The organism is Marinobacter sp. 1-3A, from assembly GCF_016597775.1.
Lineage (GTDB): Bacteria > Pseudomonadota > Gammaproteobacteria > Pseudomonadales > Oleiphilaceae > Marinobacter > Marinobacter xiaoshiensis.
This window is the reverse complement of sequence record NZ_VCGZ01000007.1, coordinates 1-15654: the sequence shown is the minus strand read 5'-3', so window position 1 is coordinate 15654 and position 15654 is coordinate 1. Positions and strand designations below refer to the sequence as shown.

Here is a 15654-nt window from a genome sequence, read left to right as displayed (position 1 = left end):
TGTGAGCTCAGGAATTACTGGCTCTCTGCCACCATGTGTTCCACAGCAGCCGTGATTTCCTCATCAGCGCAGCTTGCACAGCCGCCTTTGGCGGGCATGGCATTGAAGCCGTTAAGAGAGTGGTTGAACAGTGTTTCCATGCCTTGAGCTATACGCGGCGCCCAGGCTGCAGAATCACCAATGACCGGCGCACCTGCTGCACCTGTGGTATGGCAGGCCATGCATACGGCGTTATAAACTTCGCTGCCTGAGCGAGGTCCGGCACTGGCCGTTTGGGTAGCGGCTGCGGCTTCGCCACACTCTTCACCCTGCAGACACACTTCGCCAACCGGCTGAATGCGCGCGCGGATTTCATCATCAACACTTGCCATGACGGCACCGGCAGTAATGCCGAAACCAAGCAGTACGACAGCCAGGACTCTCTTCATCTTCACAATGCACCTCGCATTTGAGCGTTATAATCTTTTGGTTGCCGCATTATAGCGACTGAATCCCGGCAAAAAAACCGAATAGCAAAATCATAAATTGATTTCCACCATTTTTATTGCCATTTCGTAAGCGTGGAGACTCTTTCGGGCCATCCGGTTACCATGTCGCAGCTTACTCAGAACTTCCAGGATCCGACCCATGAATAACCCGGAGAAACCCTCCCCACATCCCCTGCGCAAAGCGCTGCTGATTACAGAGTTCAGCGCCTTGGCAGTGCTGCTGATATCTATGGGCTGGTTCTCGAGTCAGACAGACACCGGCCATAGTATCAATCCGGCGTGGCTGCTGATACCCGCTCTTGCAAGCCTCGGTGTTTTCATCAGCTTTATTGGCCTTATGTACCTGCGCTGGGTAGTGGCAGTGAGCGCCGCGAACCAGTTCCGGCATAAAATTGTTTTCTTCTTACTCGCCCTTACCCTGCTGGGTGTCTGGGTTTACGGTATCGCCAGCACATGGCTCAGCCTCAATGCAGCATAGAGAGATTAGAAGGATGTACAAACGCCCCAACCAGGTTCTGAAGACCGCCATACTTTTGGTTTTGTGGCCAGCAGTGGCGATTGCCCAGGAACCCACTCCCGCAGAGAACCGACAGGCTACCTCTTCTGATGAATGCCCCCTGATTCAGGATGGCGTTCAGCGTTTGGCCTGTTATGACTCTTTTAACGACCCAAAGGCAGCCCGTACGCAGGCAAGTGAGCAGGCTGTAGAAAAAGCCGAGCAGGCAGCCGACACACTGGCCCCGAACAGGGAAAGTCAGGAACGATTAGCTGAGGTCATTGACGAGGATGATCCCGACAGCGGGGTGATGACCAATATAGTGGATCAGTATCTAACCGCTGAGAGGGCTTTGTTTTCGTTCTCCGGCAGCTTCATCAGTCATCGCCCCACGTACATCATGCCGATCACCTGGGTCGATAATCCCAACCCGACACCAACAAGCCCCAGGCTGGGTACAACTGGTTATGATTACGGGCTTGAGAACGAGGAAGCCAAGTATCAGATCAGTTTCAAGGTACCAATGCTGACAGGCTGGCTGGATAAGCGCACCACATTATGGTTCGGGTATACCCAGCGCTCTTTCTGGCAGGTCTACAATCAGGATGAGTCTGCACCTTTTCGTGAGACCAACTACGAGCCTGAGATTTTTCTTCGGCACCAGACCAACTGGAATATGGGCGGGGTGACGCTTAGCGGTTTGACGATTGGCCTCAACCATCAGTCCAACGGCCAGTCGGAGCCCCGGTCGCGGAGCTGGAACCGGATTGTGGCGGGTGCTGCCGTTACTTACGATCGCTGGCTGTTTGCGGTAAAACCCTGGTACCGGATTCCGGAGAGCAGCAGCGAGAATGATAACGCAGACATTGAGAAGTATCTGGGCTACGCGACCTACAATATGGTTTACAAGCTTGCGGAGGATCGGACGTTTTCGCTGCAACTGATGAACAATTTGCGTTCAGATAACCATACGTCGGTGGAGTTTGGTTACAGCTTCCCACTGGGGGATACGATTAAGGGGTTTTTCCAGTATTACAATGGCTATGGAGAGAGCCTGATTGACTACAACCACCGGATTGAGCGGTTTGGGCTTGGGATTATGCTGAACGATTGGCTATGATTTTTCTTTAGTTTTGGAGTTCGCCGGGGTGCCGGCACCCCGGCCCCAACTCAGGAATAGCTTTCCACTACCCCCCCTCGCCTTTATTTATTCAACCGCTCCATTTCTGCAAGCAGCTCTTCAGTTTTAGCCTTCATCAGCGGTATGTCAGCACGGGATTCCACGTTCAAGCGAACGACGGGCTCGGTGTTGGACATGCGCAGGTTGAAGCGCCAGTTGTCGAACTCAACGCTCAGGCCGTCTACGTAGCTAACGCTTTTTGCGTCGGCGCCGTATTTTTCTTCAATCGCAGCGATTACCTTGGGCGGGTTATCGATGGTGCGGTTGATTTCGCCGCTGGCCGGGTAGGCTTCGATTCGGGCGTCAATGAGGGATGAGAACGGCTTGCCGGACTGGCACAGGCGCTCGGCTAGCAGTAGCCAGGGGATCATGCCGCTGTCGCAGTAGGCGAAGTCTCGGAAGTAGTGGTGGGCGCTCATTTCCCCGCCGTATACGGCATCTTCGTCGCGCATGCGCTGTTTGATGAAGGCGTGGCCGGTTTTGCTTTCAATGGCTTCGCCGCCGGCGGCTTCTACCAGGTCCTGGGTGTTCCAGATCAACCTCGGGTCGTGGATGACTTTGCCGGGGCCGGTTTTGCGCAGGAACTGATCTGCCAGCAGGCCGACTATGTAATAGCCCTCAATAAAACGGCCGTTTTCGTCGAAGAAGAAGCAGCGGTCGAAATCGCCGTCCCAGGCGATACCCATGGCGGCACCATGCTCGATGACTGCGTCGGCTGTAGCCGCGCGGTTTTCTTCGAGGATGGGGTTTGGAACGCCGTTAGGGAAGTTGCCGTCTGGCTGGTGGTGCACCTTGATGAATTCGAAGGGCAAGTGCTTTTCGAGTTGGTCGATCACCAACCCAGCACCACCGTTGCCGGCGTTGACGACAATTTTCATGGGTTTCAGAGCTGCGGCATCCACATATCCCAAAAGATGATCTATGTAGGCACTGGTGACTTCCAGTGGCTCATATCGCCCTTGCACCGGTGCATCCCCGAAGGGTTCGAGCACCCTGTCGCGAATGTCGTTCAGGCCATTATCAGAACTGATAGGGCGGGATCCCGGCCCAACCATTTTCATTCCGTTGTGATTTTTGGGGTTGTGGCTGGCGGTAACCATAATGCCACCGTCCATTCCATAATGGTTGGTAGCAAAGTACACGTGCTCCGTGCCGCACAAGCCGATATCAAATACGTCCGCACCTGCCGCCATCAGGCCCGAGCTCAAGGCTTCGGTGATTTCGTGGCTTGAGAGGCGAATGTCGTATCCAACAATGACCTTCCTGGCGCCGGTGACTTCCACGTAGGCTCGCCCTATGCGCTCTGCCAGAGCAGGATTCAATTGCTCTGGCACACTGCCGCGCAGGTCATAGGCTTTAAAACAGGACAAATCCATTGTCTGATTTACTCCGAAGCAGAAGACTGAAGTTGAATATAGTTTTGAATGCCCATCTGGTTGATCATCTCAAGCTGGGTTTCCAGCCAGTCAATGTGCTCTTCTTCGCTATCGAGGATACTGCGGAACAACTGACGACTGGTGTAATCCTGAACTTCTTCGCAGTAAGCAATGGCTTCTTTCAGATCAACATGGGCGATGTGTTCGATTTTGAGGTCACAGGCAATCATCTCCTCAACGTTCTCGCCGATCATGAGCTTGTTCAGATCTTGCAGGTTGGGCAGGCCTTCCAGGAACAGGATGCGCTCAATCAACTGATCAGCGTGTTTCATCTCATCGATGGACTCTTCGTATTCCTTGGCAGCGAGCTTGGTAATGCCCCAATCCTTGTACATGCGCGAGTGCAGGAAATACTGGTTGATGGCCGTCAGTTCGTTGGCAAGAACTTTATTCAGATACTGGATGACTTTTTTGTCGCCTTTCATTGCAGCACTCCTTGATCTCAGCCGGCTACTTCGCCTTTCACTGTCGAAAGGTCTGCCTGGCTGGTTGATTCGGGTTCGGTGAGCTCTCAACGCTCTGTTTGAATAACTCTCTAGTCACCCGACAAGGATAGCGCGTTAGGGCGCATTACAAAATTGCGGAAAGGAAATAAACGCTCAAGGTGTCAGGCGGGGCTTGCCAACATGTTCGCAAGAGCCAGGTAATCCGGTGAGCGGCTTTCGCGCAGTATGCCCCGCGCCATGCTGGCGCAGCGCCCGCACTGGGTGCCTACGCCCAGCTCTTTACCAAGCTGGCGCATGGAGGAAACACCATTTTCTGCGGCTGCGCGGATGTCTCTGTCTGTCACTCCGTGGCATAGGCATACGTACATAATGCAATCTCACCATCAACACTAAAGTTAATGACAATTATTATCATTAGCATCAAAGATTGCAAGCTTGTTGTGTTAATTTTGTGCAACAGGATGTTTCAGGCTTCGACCTCCCGGGTAAGGTTTCGATAACCTGATTCGGTCACCACCACGTTGTCTTCTATGCGTATGCCACCACAGCCCTGCAATTCATCAAGCAGGGAGCGGTTAATGTGATGCCCCAGTGGCCCAGAAAGTATCGGCTCCAGCAAGGAGGGAATGAAGTACAGACCGGGTTCAATGGTTACTACCATGCCCGCCTCCAACGTGCGCGTCAGGCGCAAAAAAGGCGCATCGTCAGGCGGCGCTACCGGCTTACCAGCAACATCGTGCACTTGTACGCCCAGGAAATGACCAATTCCGTGGGGGAAAAACGCTCGGGTTATGCCTTCTGAAACCTGTTCCTCATCGCTCAAACCCTCCACCAGCCCGGCGGCACTCAATAGTGCAGCAATGCCGAAGTGGGTTTTCCGGTGTATGTCCAGGTAATCAACACCCGGAGCTACCATCTTGCAAAGCCGGAACTGCAATTGCTCAAGCCCATGCACGAGTGCCGCAAATCGCCCTTCCCCCACACCTGCAGTGGTGCGTGTTATATCAGAACAATAGCCCCGATAACGCACGCCGGCATCAATCAGCAAGCTACGGGATTTAGCCGGTGCTGCCGTGTCGTAATACTGGTAGTGCAAGATGCCCGCATGCCCGTTCACACCAATAATGCTGTTATAGGGCGCATCTACCTCGCGCTGTTGAGTCGCACGCTGATAGGCCAGGTTGATTTCAAATTCACTAGCTCCCGCCAGAAAGGCATCGCGGGCTGCATGGTGACCTGCGATTGCCAGTTTATTGGCCTGGGCAAGACAGGCTATCTCGTAGGCAGTTTTATGCACCCGGGTTTCGTCTAGCGCGTTGCACAGCGCGCCCGGGTTTTCGTCTCCGGGCAAGCCCGCAAGCAAAGCGGGATCACCAATAACTGCTAGCTGGCTTATTCCTTCCAGCTCAGGCGCCGAAGGGCTTTCACTGAAGCGTAGATCGAACTTCTCCAGCCACGGCTCCTGCGGGACTTCCAGGCTGGCATGCCAGAAATCAACGGGTTGATGTAATGAAAGCTGTGGTTTCTTGCCTTTGCGAATCAGCAGCCAGGCGTGCTCAAAGCCAGCAAGCCCTGTCCAGTGCAGGAAAGGTCCATAGCCCTGAAAGTGCCAGGACTGATCATCGCCATAACACATGGGCGCTGCACCAGAGCTAATTAGCAGGCCGTCGTATCCGTGATCCTCCAGAACCTGTTCGTAGCGGCTCTGCAAAATGCCCAAGTGATCAATCTGAAGAGAGAGCAAGTCGGTATCAGGCATGTTGGTCTTCCAGTGTTTTCCAGAGGGTTAATAGGTCTTCTGAACGGGGCTCCCGCAATCGAATCAAGCGGATTTCCAGCGGCACATCCCAGCGTTCATCGCCAGCTCGGGTCAGGCTACCGAACTGCTCGCTCTTTTCCGTCATCCGGCCGGGCAGCCAGCCCATTCCATAGCCCTGTTTCACCAGTGCCTTGATACTTGCCGACTGAGTGTTTTCATTGAGCGGTAAAAGATTTACAGACTCCTTGCTACGGGACAGGTGCGCCTCAATAGCAGACTGCAAAAAGCCCCGGGAGTGATAGGCAATCAGCGGCACCGATTGGCCTGCTGCTCCCGGTAATGGGAATCGGGGCTCACCGTTATCCGCCACAACGCTCATGGGCACCAGCCGCTCACTCGCGATCGTGATGGTCTCGTAGTCACCGCGACTCAGGCGGCCGCACCATGGCAAATCCTGATGCCAGTAACACAGCACCAAATCGCATTCGCCGTTATCCAGGGCATCCAGAAACTGCTCCCCTATCCAGCTGGTCGCTTTCAGGTTGAGTTGCAGCCGTTCTGCAACGCCAGCCTCACTGGCCCAGCCCTGGTAAAAATGAGAAAACAGTCCCTGGGTTGAGCCAACACTGATACGGGCAGATACCTCTGCTTCCATACTGGCAATCTGAGCCCGCACGTCCCGAACATCCCGGGTCACCCGCTGGCACAACTCGAAAAACCGTTCTCCGGCGGGGGTAAGGGACAAGGGGAGAGTTTGCCGGTTAATCAGCGTGGCCCCCATAGATTCTTCAAGCAGCTTTATGCGGCGACTGAAGGTGGGCTGGCTTACATGCTGCAGTTCAGCCGCGCGGGAAAAATGGCGGGTACGGGCCAGTGCCATAAAGTCTTCCAGCCAACGTATTTCCATGGGCTCCCCAGCGAATGACAGGTAGATGTGCGGTAGATGGATTTTAATAAGGCTATGTCGCTCGGCGCATCATAGCCTATTGCTACCGCACTCTTAAAACCTGCTCGCTTACAGTCGCCCTTCCTCTACCGCATGGCATGCCACCTGGGTACCATTGTCTGTAGCAATCAGTTGGGGAATTTGCTGGCGGCAACGGTCATTGGCATATGGGCATCGGCCATGGAACACACAACCAGATGGCAAGTTCACTGGCGTTGGTACTTCACCCTGCAGGCGAATGTAGTTAGGCCGGTCGTCTTCCAGCTTGGGTATAGCCGAAAGCAGCGCCTGGGTATAAGGGTGGCGCGGCTCGGCAAACAGGGTTTTGGTGTCCGCCAGTTCACACACCCGCCCTAAATACATCACCGCCACCCGGGTACCAAAGTGTTCTACCACAGCCAGATCGTGGGTAATGAACAGATACGTCAGATTGCGGGTTTCCTGCGCCTCCATCAACAGGTTCAACACCTGAGCCTGAATGGATACGTCCAACGCCGAAATAGGCTCATCCGCCACAATAAACTCGGGGTCTACCGCCAGAGCGCGGGCAATAGCTATACGCTGGCGCTGGCCACCGGAGAACTCGTGGCCAAACCGGCTACCCCAGTCCGGGTCGATACCCACAGACTCCATAACCTCCTGCACCTTGCTGCGCACCTCGTCGCGGGACAGCTCGGGACGATGGAACTGTATCGGCTCTTCCAGCGTTTGCTGAATCGTCATACGCGGATTAAGGGAGGCATAGGGGTTCTGGAAAATCATCTGCATTTTGCGGCGGTACGGCAGCACGTCTCGACCTTTCAGGTTGTCGATGCGCTTACCATCGTAATGCACTTCACCCGCGCTGGGTGACAACAGCCCCATCACAGTACGGGCCACCGTGGATTTACCGCAGCCCGACTCGCCCACTACGCATAGAGCCTCGCCCCGCTGCACCTGCAAATCAACGCCGTTGATGGCATGAACTGCTTCCTGCTTACGCTGGAATCGGCCGCCCTTGAAGGTAATCTGCTCAAGCAGACTGCCAGACAAATCAAACCGCTTTTCCAGCCCGCGAATCTCTACCAACGGGGAGGTCATGATCCGGCCTCCTGCATGCGTTTCTCCTGCGCAATCAGGTTGCTGACCTCGTAACACGCTACATCCACATTCCCGGAGCGAACATAGTCCGGCATGGTTTGACGGCACTGATCGGTGGCAAAGTCACAGCGTGGATGGAAAGGACAGCCAGAGGGTACATTTTTTAGAGACGGCATAGAGCCGGGAATCTGGAACAAGCGCGCACCAGGCTCTCCCATCTGTGGCAAGGCATTGATCAGCCCTTGAGTATAGGGGTGCTGAGCATCGTTGATGATTTCCCGGGTGGGACCTTGCTCGATAATACGGCCCGAATACATCACCAGCATGCGCTGGGTGACCTGGGAGACTACGCCCAGATCGTGGGTAATCAACATCAGTGCAACGTTTTCCTGCTCACACAAGTCCAGCAGCAGCGCCATGATTTCTGCCTGAATGGTCACATCCAGCGCAGTGGTTGGCTCATCGGCCACGATGATTTCCGGGTCCAACAGCAACGCTATGGCAATTATCACTCGCTGTCGCATACCCCCCGACAATTCGTGTGGATACTGATCGAGGCGTTTCTCAGGGGAGGGAATCTGTACCTTGCGCAACTTATCCAACGCTATGTCCCGTGCAGCCTTGGTGCTGATACGACGGTGCGCCTTGATGGCCTCGACCATCTGGGTGCCAATGCTCAGGACCGGGTTGAGGGTCATCATGGGGTCCTGGAAGATCATGGCAATGCGATTGCCACGGATCTTGCGCAGTTCGCGCTCGCTCATGGCGGCCAAGTCCTTGCCTTCAAGCAAAATCTGCCCGCCAGCAATATAACCGGGGCGGGCAATCAGGTTGAGAATCGAGAAGGCTGCTACGGATTTACCGGCACCAGATTCCCCCACCAAGCCCAGCCGCTCGCCTTTATCAAGGCTAAAACTGATCCCGCGCAGGGCCGTGAGGTCGCCGCCGCGAACGGCAAAGCGGACATCCAGATTCTTTACTTCCAACAGTGGCGTGTGGTTTTTCATATCTAGCCCTTGTACAGCCGTGGGTTCATCACATCCCGCAACCAGTCACCCAGAAGGTTGATGACAAGCACGAGCACGACCAGCACCAGGCCAGGAATCAGCGTAATCCACCAGGAACCGCTTTGAATGTAATCAAAGCCGGATTTAATCAGCGAGCCCAGAGACGGTTGGGTTTCAGGCATACCCAAGCCCAGGAACGACAGAGCCGCTTCGGAAATAATCGCGTTAGCAATTTGAACGGTGGCGATAACAAATATCGGCGACAGCGTGTTCGGCAGAATATGGCGGAACATGATGCGGTTTGTGCGAAAGCCCATTACCTTGGCCGCATCCACGTATTCCTTCTTTTTCTCCGCCAGCACAGACGCCCGGACGGTTCGTGCAATTTGCGGCCATTCGGCTACACCGATAATAAAGATCAGCATGTAAATGGCGATTTCACCAAACATCAGGTTGCCGAAACTGGCCTTGAACACCGCGCCCACAATGATGGCAACCATCAAGGTGGAGAAGGAAAGCTGAACATCTGCGATCCGCATCAGGATAGAGTCAACTTTGCCGCCCATATAGCCCGCCAGCAGGCCGAACAAAATACCCAGCGCCGCCTGCAGCACTACCGCACCAAAACCAATCAGCAAGGACACCCGCGTACCGTAAAGAATGGTAGAGAGCATGTCCCTGCCCTGGGCATCAGTACCCAGCGGGAAGGCCGGATCAGCCCCGGACATGCCCACTGGTGGCAGTTCCGAGTTCATGATATCGATCTGCGCCAGGTCGTAAGGGTTCGTTGGCGCGAACAGAGGCGCGAACACAGCTGCAAACACCATCAGAAGCAATACGATAAAGCTGGCAATCGCCACCTTGTCGCGCTTGAAGCTGTACCAGAGGAAGGATTCGCGAAAGCGATTCCAGCGGGAAAGGGTCGCCGTTGTCATGCTTTCTTACCTGTCAGTTTCACCGTGGGGTTCACCAGCCCGTAAACCAGATCCACCAGTGTGTTAGTGATCACGAAAATCAGACCCACCACCATCAGGTAGGCAACAATCAGCGGAATATCGCTGCGGGTAATGGCCTCAAGGAACATCAAACCAACCCCGGGCCACTGGAATACTGTTTCCGTAAGAATTGTGTAAGCCACCATCACCCCCACCTGCACACCGCCTACGGTGATAACCGGCAACATGGTGTTCTTGAGGGCATGAAGGAAGTTAATGCGGGCAGAACTCAGGCCTTTGGCCCGAGCATAGCGAATGTAATCGCTTTGCAGCACCTCCATCATCTCCGCCCGAATCAGACGGATAAACAGCGGTAGCATGATGGACGCCAGAGACACGCAGGGCAGCACCAAGTGCATCAACCCAAGCTCAGAGAAAAAGCCTGAATTCCAGGTTCCAAAAAGATGCGTCAGATCATCGCCACGGCCGTAAGATGGCATACCGCCGTCGGTACTCAGGGCACCGTTCAGCCACTGGCCCCAACCGGTGTCTGCGGGGAACCACTCAACGGTAATGCCAATGGAATATATCTGGATAAGAACAATGGCGGTAAGAAACACGGGAATGGAAATTCCAACCGTGCTCACGCCCATGAAAAACTTGGCCAACCAGGCCTGCGGCCGGATGGCGGCATAAACGCCGATGGGTACTGATAACAGCATAATGATCAGGCTGGCACCAATCACCAACTCCAGAGTTGCCGGCAGGTGCTCGGCTATTACTGTGAGGGTTGGTTTGCCGTAAAAATAAGAATTGCCCAGATCCCCCTGTATGGCTTTACCTGCAAAACGCAGGTACTGAACTACCATGGGGTCGTTCAGCCCTAATTGCTCCCGAAGAGCTTCCCGCTCCTCCATAGAGACGGACATACCCACCATTTCCTGAAGTGGGTCACCAAGACCATCCTGGATAGCAAAGGCGATCACGCTGATCACGAACATGACCAGAACGGCCTGGGATATGCGCTGTACCAAAAACGCTAACATGCAGGAATTACCACTGATGAGTATTTAAAAAGCCTCTCTCCCTTTACCTGAAGGAAGGCGGGAGAGAGGTTGGAGAGAGGGGGCAGTTTGCCCCGTTACTCGACGACCAAATCACCCAGATAAGGGAAGTTCATCACGTTCAGAATCGGTTCAATCTTCACGTTCTTCTTGCTGGCCCAAGCCAGGTCCTGCCAGTGCAGTGGAACAAATGCTGCGTCGTCATACAGGCGCTTCTCTACGTCCTGCAGCATGGCGGCACGCTTTTCTATGTCAGTTTCAACATTAGCTTTCACAACCAGCGCATCAATTTCCGGGTTGCAGTAATTGCCTGCGTTGTACTGGCCTGCGCCACTACCCGCTTCCGGACAGAAGGTCAGGAACTCAAAGAAGTTGGCAGAATCTTCAGTATCCGCGTGCCAGCCGATCAGCATCATGTCTGCTGCGCGGTTGTCGAATTCAGGCCAGTACTGAGCTTTTGGTAGAGTTTTCAGATCAACTTTGATGTTGATACGAGCCAGCATAGCTGCCGCTGCCTGAGCGATTTTGTCGTCGTTCACGTAACGGTTGTTCGGCGCCATCATGGTGATGGTGAAGCCGTCTTCATAGCCAGCTTCTTTCATAAGCTGTTGGGCCTTTTTCACATCGTAACGTGGCTTCAGGGATTCGTTGTACCCCTGGTAACCCGCAGGCGACAACTGAGCCGCAGGTGTGGCAAAGCCTTTCATGATTTTTTCCGCGATGCCTTCCTGGTTGATCGCGTAAGCAATGGCTTGGCGAACCTTTGGGTTTTTGAAGGCTTCAACCCGCTCCTGGTTCATGTGGAACATGATAATGCGGGTACCGCTCATGGTAACCAGATCCGAGTTCTTGTCGCGCTTGATGCGATCAAGATCGGTGGGGGGAACCGGTGCGATAAAGTCCACGCCGCCAGACAGCAGAGCAGAAACCCGAGTGTTGTTCTCTTTGATTGGCGTAAGAATGATTTTCTTTACGTTACCTGGGGACTCTTCATCCCAGTAGTTAGAAAAGCGCTCAAACTCCAGACGTACGCCCTGCTGGCGGGAGACCACTTTATACGGACCAGTGCCTGAAAGGTTTGCGGAAGCATAGGAGTTGCCGTGCTTCAGGATTGCACCCTTCATCTTGCCGTCTTTTGTCTCGCCGGTGTAAAACTCGCTGTCCAGCGGGAAGATGTAAGTAGCCGTATTGAGCAGCAGCGGGAATGGCTCGCTGGTTACCAGCTCAAAGGTGTACTCATCAATAACGTTAATGCCACTGAACGGCTGGAAAATAGCCTTGAAGTCCTGGCTTTCTTTCAGGCGCTCGAAAGTGAACTCCACATCTTTAGTGGTGAGCTCGTTGCCTGAGTGGAACTTAACCCCTTCGCGGAGTTTGAAGCGCATGGTTTTGTCATCCACGCGAGTCCAGCTTTCGGCCAAGCGGGGCTCAAAATCCAGATCTTTTGTCCAACGTACCAGCGGATCAAAAGACATATGAGATAGCTGCAGGATGCCACCTGAGAGCTGCTCGTGAATATCGAGGGTGACCGGATCGGCGTCGTACGCCATTTTGAGTTCTTTCGTCGCCTCAGCAGACAGAGCGACTGGCGCGCTAGCCAGCGCCAGGGAACCAATAAAAGCTGCAAGTAGTTTTTTCATTGCGTTTTCCGTCGTTGTTTTACGAGTTTTTACGGCACACCGAACCTCAGACGCACCGGACGCCTGTTATAGAAACTAGTCCCGGAAACTACTTACGGCAATCGAAATTACAACTTGCGGCTATTCGTGAACTGAATGACGGCTCCTAAAAGCCGCCACCAACCCCCTTAAAGACGGAACACCAAAGGAAGGATTAACGCGGTAAATACGCCCGTAAGCCCCATGCCCAAAGAAGAGAATGCGCCAGCGGTATGGCTGATCTCGAAGGCTCTGGCTGTACCTATCGCATGGCCGTTAAGCCCCAGCGCAAACCCAAGAATGCGGTCGTCTTCTACCGGCAGCCATTTTGCCAGCAGATCGACAAACAAGGTGGCCACCACGCCGGTAATCAATAACCCGCCCATCATCAGCGCCACAGACCCACCCAACTGTTCTGTGATACCTATGGCAATCGGGGCGGTTACAGATTTGGGAGCAAGCGATGCCAGCACCTCAGGCGTAGCACCTAATGCCCAGGCGATCACCACGGCATACACCGCCGCCATTGTGGCCGCCAGCGGCAGCGTAACCACTATCGGCAGCCACAGTGCCCGGATATGGTGGATTTGCTGATACAGGGGAATCCCCAAAGCTACCGTTGCCGGCCCAAGCAACACCGTGATCCAGAGTGCCCCTTCCTGATAGCGAACATAATCGATGGATAACACCGCGATCACCGCCGACAAAATAACTGCGGAGAGCAATACGGGCGGCATCCATAGTGGCTTGCCAAGGCGTGCAAATAGCCAGTTCCCAGCAAAAAAGGCGCTTAGAGTAAGCCCGATTGCAAGTATCGGGCTGGCTGACAACACATCAGGAATAGCCAATAAGCGGCCGGCCAGCTCAGTCATTAGAGCGCCCCTGCGCCGATAAACGAAGCACGCCTTTCATAACCAGCAATGTTGTAAGAACACTCAGAAAGGTGCCCAGCAACAAAGCTGCAGCGACCGCCAGCCACTGACCGGAGAACTGCGAGGCCAGGAAGAACACCCCTACAACACCCGGCATGATCAACAACACCAGAACGGAGATCAGAGCTTGGCTTGCGGTTGTCAGATCATCGCTCACCCTACCCCTCAGCATTAGCGAAAGCGTCATGAGAATCATGCCCAGCACGCCACCACTCACCGGCAACATAAAAAGCACCCGCAAAGCTTCGCCAAGCAGGAAAAACAGAACCAGAATCAGAAAACCACGCAACATCGGCATGTCGTCATACTCACCACTCACAGAATTGCTTTACACTACCGCAAATCAACATCTTGATACCAATGCAGGACAGCCATGGCGCTCAAAGCAACTATATTAAAAGCGACGCTCAATATCGCCGACATGGACAGGCATTATTATGCGGACCATCAACTCACCATAGCGCAACACCCGTCAGAAAATGACGAGCGCATGATGATTCGCCTGCTGGCCTTTGCCCTGAACGCCAGTGACGATCTGGAATTCACTAAAGGGTTGAGCACAGACGACGAACCGGAGCTGTGGCGAAAAAGCCTGAGTGATGAGATTGAACTCTGGATTGAACTGGGCCTGCCCGAAGAAAGCCGCCTGCGCAAAGCCTGCAACCGGGCGCGCCAGGTTATCCTCTACGCTTATGGCGCCCGCGCTGTTCCCGTATGGCTGGAGAAGCACAAAAGTAAACTGAGCCGTTTCAAGAATCTGACGATTATTGAACTGCCGAGCGAATCTACTGAAGCCTTGGCCAAGCTGGCGGAGCGCAACATGAGTTATCAGGTAACTATTCAGGATGGCGAGGTGTCGTTCAGCAATGAAGGGGCGCTGGCAAACATAACGCCAGCCCCACTGTTCCCCTAGCCCGAAGCAGCTCCGGCGAACGCACCGAGGGCTGGACAGCACAGGCTTGCGCACGTAAGATTGCGCTCTCGAAATTGACGCACAGCCGTTAGCTTCGAATGCGCCCGTAGCTCAGCTGGATAGAGTACTGCCCTCCGAAGGCAGGGGTCACAGGTTCAAATCCTGTCGGGCGCGCCATATTTTTCAAGGCCTTACGTGAAAACGTAGGGCCTTTTTATTTGGCTGTGCCCAAATGGTGCCTTGGGTGTGCCCACGGTTTTAAACTGCTTTTTATAGCCGTAATGATTTTGACCTTTGTCCTGATGTGGGCACACTGCGGTTTGGGCGCAGATATAGGGGTCTCAAGCGCTCATTATAACCCTACCCTTACTTCACCTTTCATGAGTAAACCACGGCCGCCAGATTTATCTGCCCTCATCTTAAACGAGTAAGAACCTAACTCTAGCCACACGGTGCATGCTGCTCTCCATCCGCATGCATTGTCGTTATCGAAGCCTCTCTAGTTTATGTCGTACTCTTCTGTCTGTGCACAAATCACAGACGTTAGGTGATTACGTGGCAGCCCGCAGAATGTTCAGCTAAGCTGTTGTTTTATTGACTTATAGATGTGCATTCTGGGGATGCAGAATCCGTAATCATGAAGTAGTCAGATTTCTGCAAGATTGAAGGGGGACATCAAGCAGTTGTTATGTTGCTGGGCTACCCATGAATAGTAGGCATTTAAAGTGAGCACATTTTGATTGAGCGGCTAAAGATTTGGGTGAGTTCTAAGCCTTTGTTTTGGTATTTCAGGACATGGCTCAGAAATGTTAGTTTTGTGTTGGAGCGCAGCGTCTACAAAAGTAGCGCCTCAGCCACCGAAGCAAGGACAAACGCCAGCATTTTAGGCTCTATTGCTTGGATCGGAGCAAAAAGCCTATTTGGGGTCGTTTTGGTTTTGATTGCACTAAATTTTGTTGAGGGTTATGTCAGAAGCAAACTCGCTTGGCTCCCGCCAATGAGTGCAAACGATAAAGATTTTAACATCGATCAGCTCAGGCTGTACGCCCAGTTGCTCACCGCAATATTCTCGATCTACTTCGCTACAATTGGCATTATACTGAGCGCCGGTTATACCAAGCTTCGCCGGGATATTATCCGAATGCTCACCAATGAGCAGGTGGGTAGTGTGTATTCTAGGGTTTTGGTGCTTACCCGCTCTGGCAGGATAGTTGGCACTACTTAATTTTTAACCAGTTGGGCGGTACAGGTGTTGATAGTGCCTCGTTATTCGGATGAACGTAAAGCCGCAGTGCTGGCGAAGTTATCGCCGCC

At 53.7% G+C, this 15654-nt stretch carries 17 protein-coding genes and 1 tRNA gene; 5 read left to right on the top strand and 13 right to left on the bottom strand.

What is annotated here, in order from left to right; genetic code table 11:
* Nucleotides 1–14: 14 nt before the first annotated feature.
* Complete coding sequence (locus FE848_RS12025; protein ID WP_200203208.1) at nucleotides 15–428, bottom strand: c-type cytochrome; 414 nt, start codon at nucleotides 426–428, stop codon at nucleotides 15–17.
* A 199-nt stretch (nucleotides 429–627) separates the two neighbouring features.
* On the opposite strand from FE848_RS12025, the gene FE848_RS12020 reads away from it, so the two are divergent.
* Together FE848_RS12020 and FE848_RS12015 are read left to right on the top strand one after the other, a co-directional pair.
* On the top strand, nucleotides 628–966 hold the full coding sequence (locus FE848_RS12020; RefSeq protein WP_200203206.1) for a hypothetical protein: 339 nt from the start codon (nucleotides 628–630) through the stop codon (nucleotides 964–966).
* Between the two features lie 13 nt (nucleotides 967–979).
* Entirely contained in the window at nucleotides 980–2104 is a 1125-nt protein-coding gene (locus FE848_RS12015) for a phospholipase A (RefSeq protein ID WP_200203203.1), read from the top strand.
* Nucleotides 2105–2187: 83 nt separating this feature from the next.
* Here the strand turns inward: FE848_RS12015 and FE848_RS12010 are convergent, their stop codons facing one another.
* The 12 genes from FE848_RS12010 to FE848_RS11955 all read right to left on the bottom strand — a co-directional run bounded on the left by FE848_RS12010 (nucleotide 2188) and on the right by FE848_RS11955 (nucleotide 13725).
* A complete protein-coding gene (locus FE848_RS12010) occupies nucleotides 2188–3540 on the bottom strand; it encodes a phosphomannomutase (RefSeq protein ID WP_200203201.1) in 1353 nt (450 codons plus the stop codon).
* A gap of 8 nt (nucleotides 3541–3548) precedes the next feature.
* Nucleotides 3549–4025, bottom strand: coding sequence for a bacterioferritin (gene bfr / locus FE848_RS12005; RefSeq protein ID WP_200203199.1), 477 nt, complete (start codon nucleotides 4023–4025; stop codon nucleotides 3549–3551).
* Between the two features lie 182 nt (nucleotides 4026–4207).
* Nucleotides 4208–4414 (bottom strand): bacterioferritin-associated ferredoxin, encoded by a 207-nt coding sequence (locus tag FE848_RS12000; protein WP_200203197.1) that lies wholly within the window; start codon nucleotides 4412–4414, stop codon nucleotides 4208–4210.
* Between the two features lie 98 nt (nucleotides 4415–4512).
* Nucleotides 4513–5805, bottom strand: coding sequence for a Xaa-Pro dipeptidase (gene pepQ, locus FE848_RS11995; protein ID WP_200203194.1), 1293 nt, complete (start codon nucleotides 5803–5805; stop codon nucleotides 4513–4515).
* Nucleotides 5798–6712, bottom strand: coding sequence for a LysR family transcriptional regulator (locus tag FE848_RS11990; RefSeq protein WP_200203192.1), 915 nt, complete (start codon nucleotides 6710–6712; stop codon nucleotides 5798–5800). Before FE848_RS11990 ends, pepQ begins: the two co-directional genes overlap by 8 nt.
* A 108-nt stretch (nucleotides 6713–6820) precedes the next feature.
* Entirely contained in the window at nucleotides 6821–7831 is a 1011-nt protein-coding gene (locus tag FE848_RS11985) for an ABC transporter ATP-binding protein (RefSeq protein ID WP_200203189.1), read from the bottom strand.
* A complete protein-coding gene (locus FE848_RS11980; RefSeq protein ID WP_200203178.1) occupies nucleotides 7828–8838 on the bottom strand; it encodes an ABC transporter ATP-binding protein in 1011 nt (336 codons plus the stop codon). Before FE848_RS11980 ends, FE848_RS11985 begins: the two co-directional genes overlap by 4 nt.
* A 2-nt stretch (nucleotides 8839–8840) precedes the next feature.
* Entirely contained in the window at nucleotides 8841–9773 is a 933-nt protein-coding gene (locus FE848_RS11975) for an ABC transporter permease (RefSeq protein WP_200203174.1), read from the bottom strand.
* Complete coding sequence (locus tag FE848_RS11970) at nucleotides 9770–10819, bottom strand: ABC transporter permease (RefSeq protein WP_200203172.1); 1050 nt, start codon at nucleotides 10817–10819, stop codon at nucleotides 9770–9772. The genes FE848_RS11975 and FE848_RS11970 overlap by 4 nt, the downstream gene beginning before the upstream one ends.
* Before the next feature lie 95 nt (nucleotides 10820–10914).
* On the bottom strand, nucleotides 10915–12477 hold the full coding sequence (locus FE848_RS11965) for an ABC transporter substrate-binding protein (protein WP_200203169.1): 1563 nt from the start codon (nucleotides 12475–12477) through the stop codon (nucleotides 10915–10917).
* Between the two features lie 167 nt (nucleotides 12478–12644).
* Complete coding sequence (locus FE848_RS11960) at nucleotides 12645–13367, bottom strand: LrgB family protein (protein WP_200203166.1); 723 nt, start codon at nucleotides 13365–13367, stop codon at nucleotides 12645–12647.
* Complete coding sequence (locus tag FE848_RS11955; RefSeq protein WP_200203638.1) at nucleotides 13360–13725, bottom strand: CidA/LrgA family protein; 366 nt, start codon at nucleotides 13723–13725, stop codon at nucleotides 13360–13362. Before FE848_RS11955 ends, FE848_RS11960 begins: the two co-directional genes overlap by 8 nt.
* 75 nt (nucleotides 13726–13800) lie before the next feature.
* Here FE848_RS11955 and FE848_RS11950 point away from each other — a divergent pair, with 75 nt between their 5' ends.
* From FE848_RS11950 to FE848_RS11940, 3 genes are all read left to right on the top strand, one after another.
* Nucleotides 13801–14340 carry a YaeQ family protein gene (locus FE848_RS11950; RefSeq protein ID WP_200203164.1) on the top strand — a complete coding sequence of 180 codons (540 nt, stop codon included), beginning with the start codon at nucleotides 13801–13803 and terminating at the stop codon, nucleotides 14338–14340.
* A 100-nt stretch (nucleotides 14341–14440) separates the two neighbouring features.
* Nucleotides 14441–14517, top strand: a tRNA-Arg gene (locus FE848_RS11945).
* A 559-nt stretch (nucleotides 14518–15076) separates the two neighbouring features.
* On the top strand, nucleotides 15077–15565 hold the full coding sequence (locus FE848_RS11940; RefSeq protein ID WP_200203162.1) for a hypothetical protein: 489 nt from the start codon (nucleotides 15077–15079) through the stop codon (nucleotides 15563–15565).
* Nucleotides 15566–15654 lie beyond the last annotated feature (89 nt).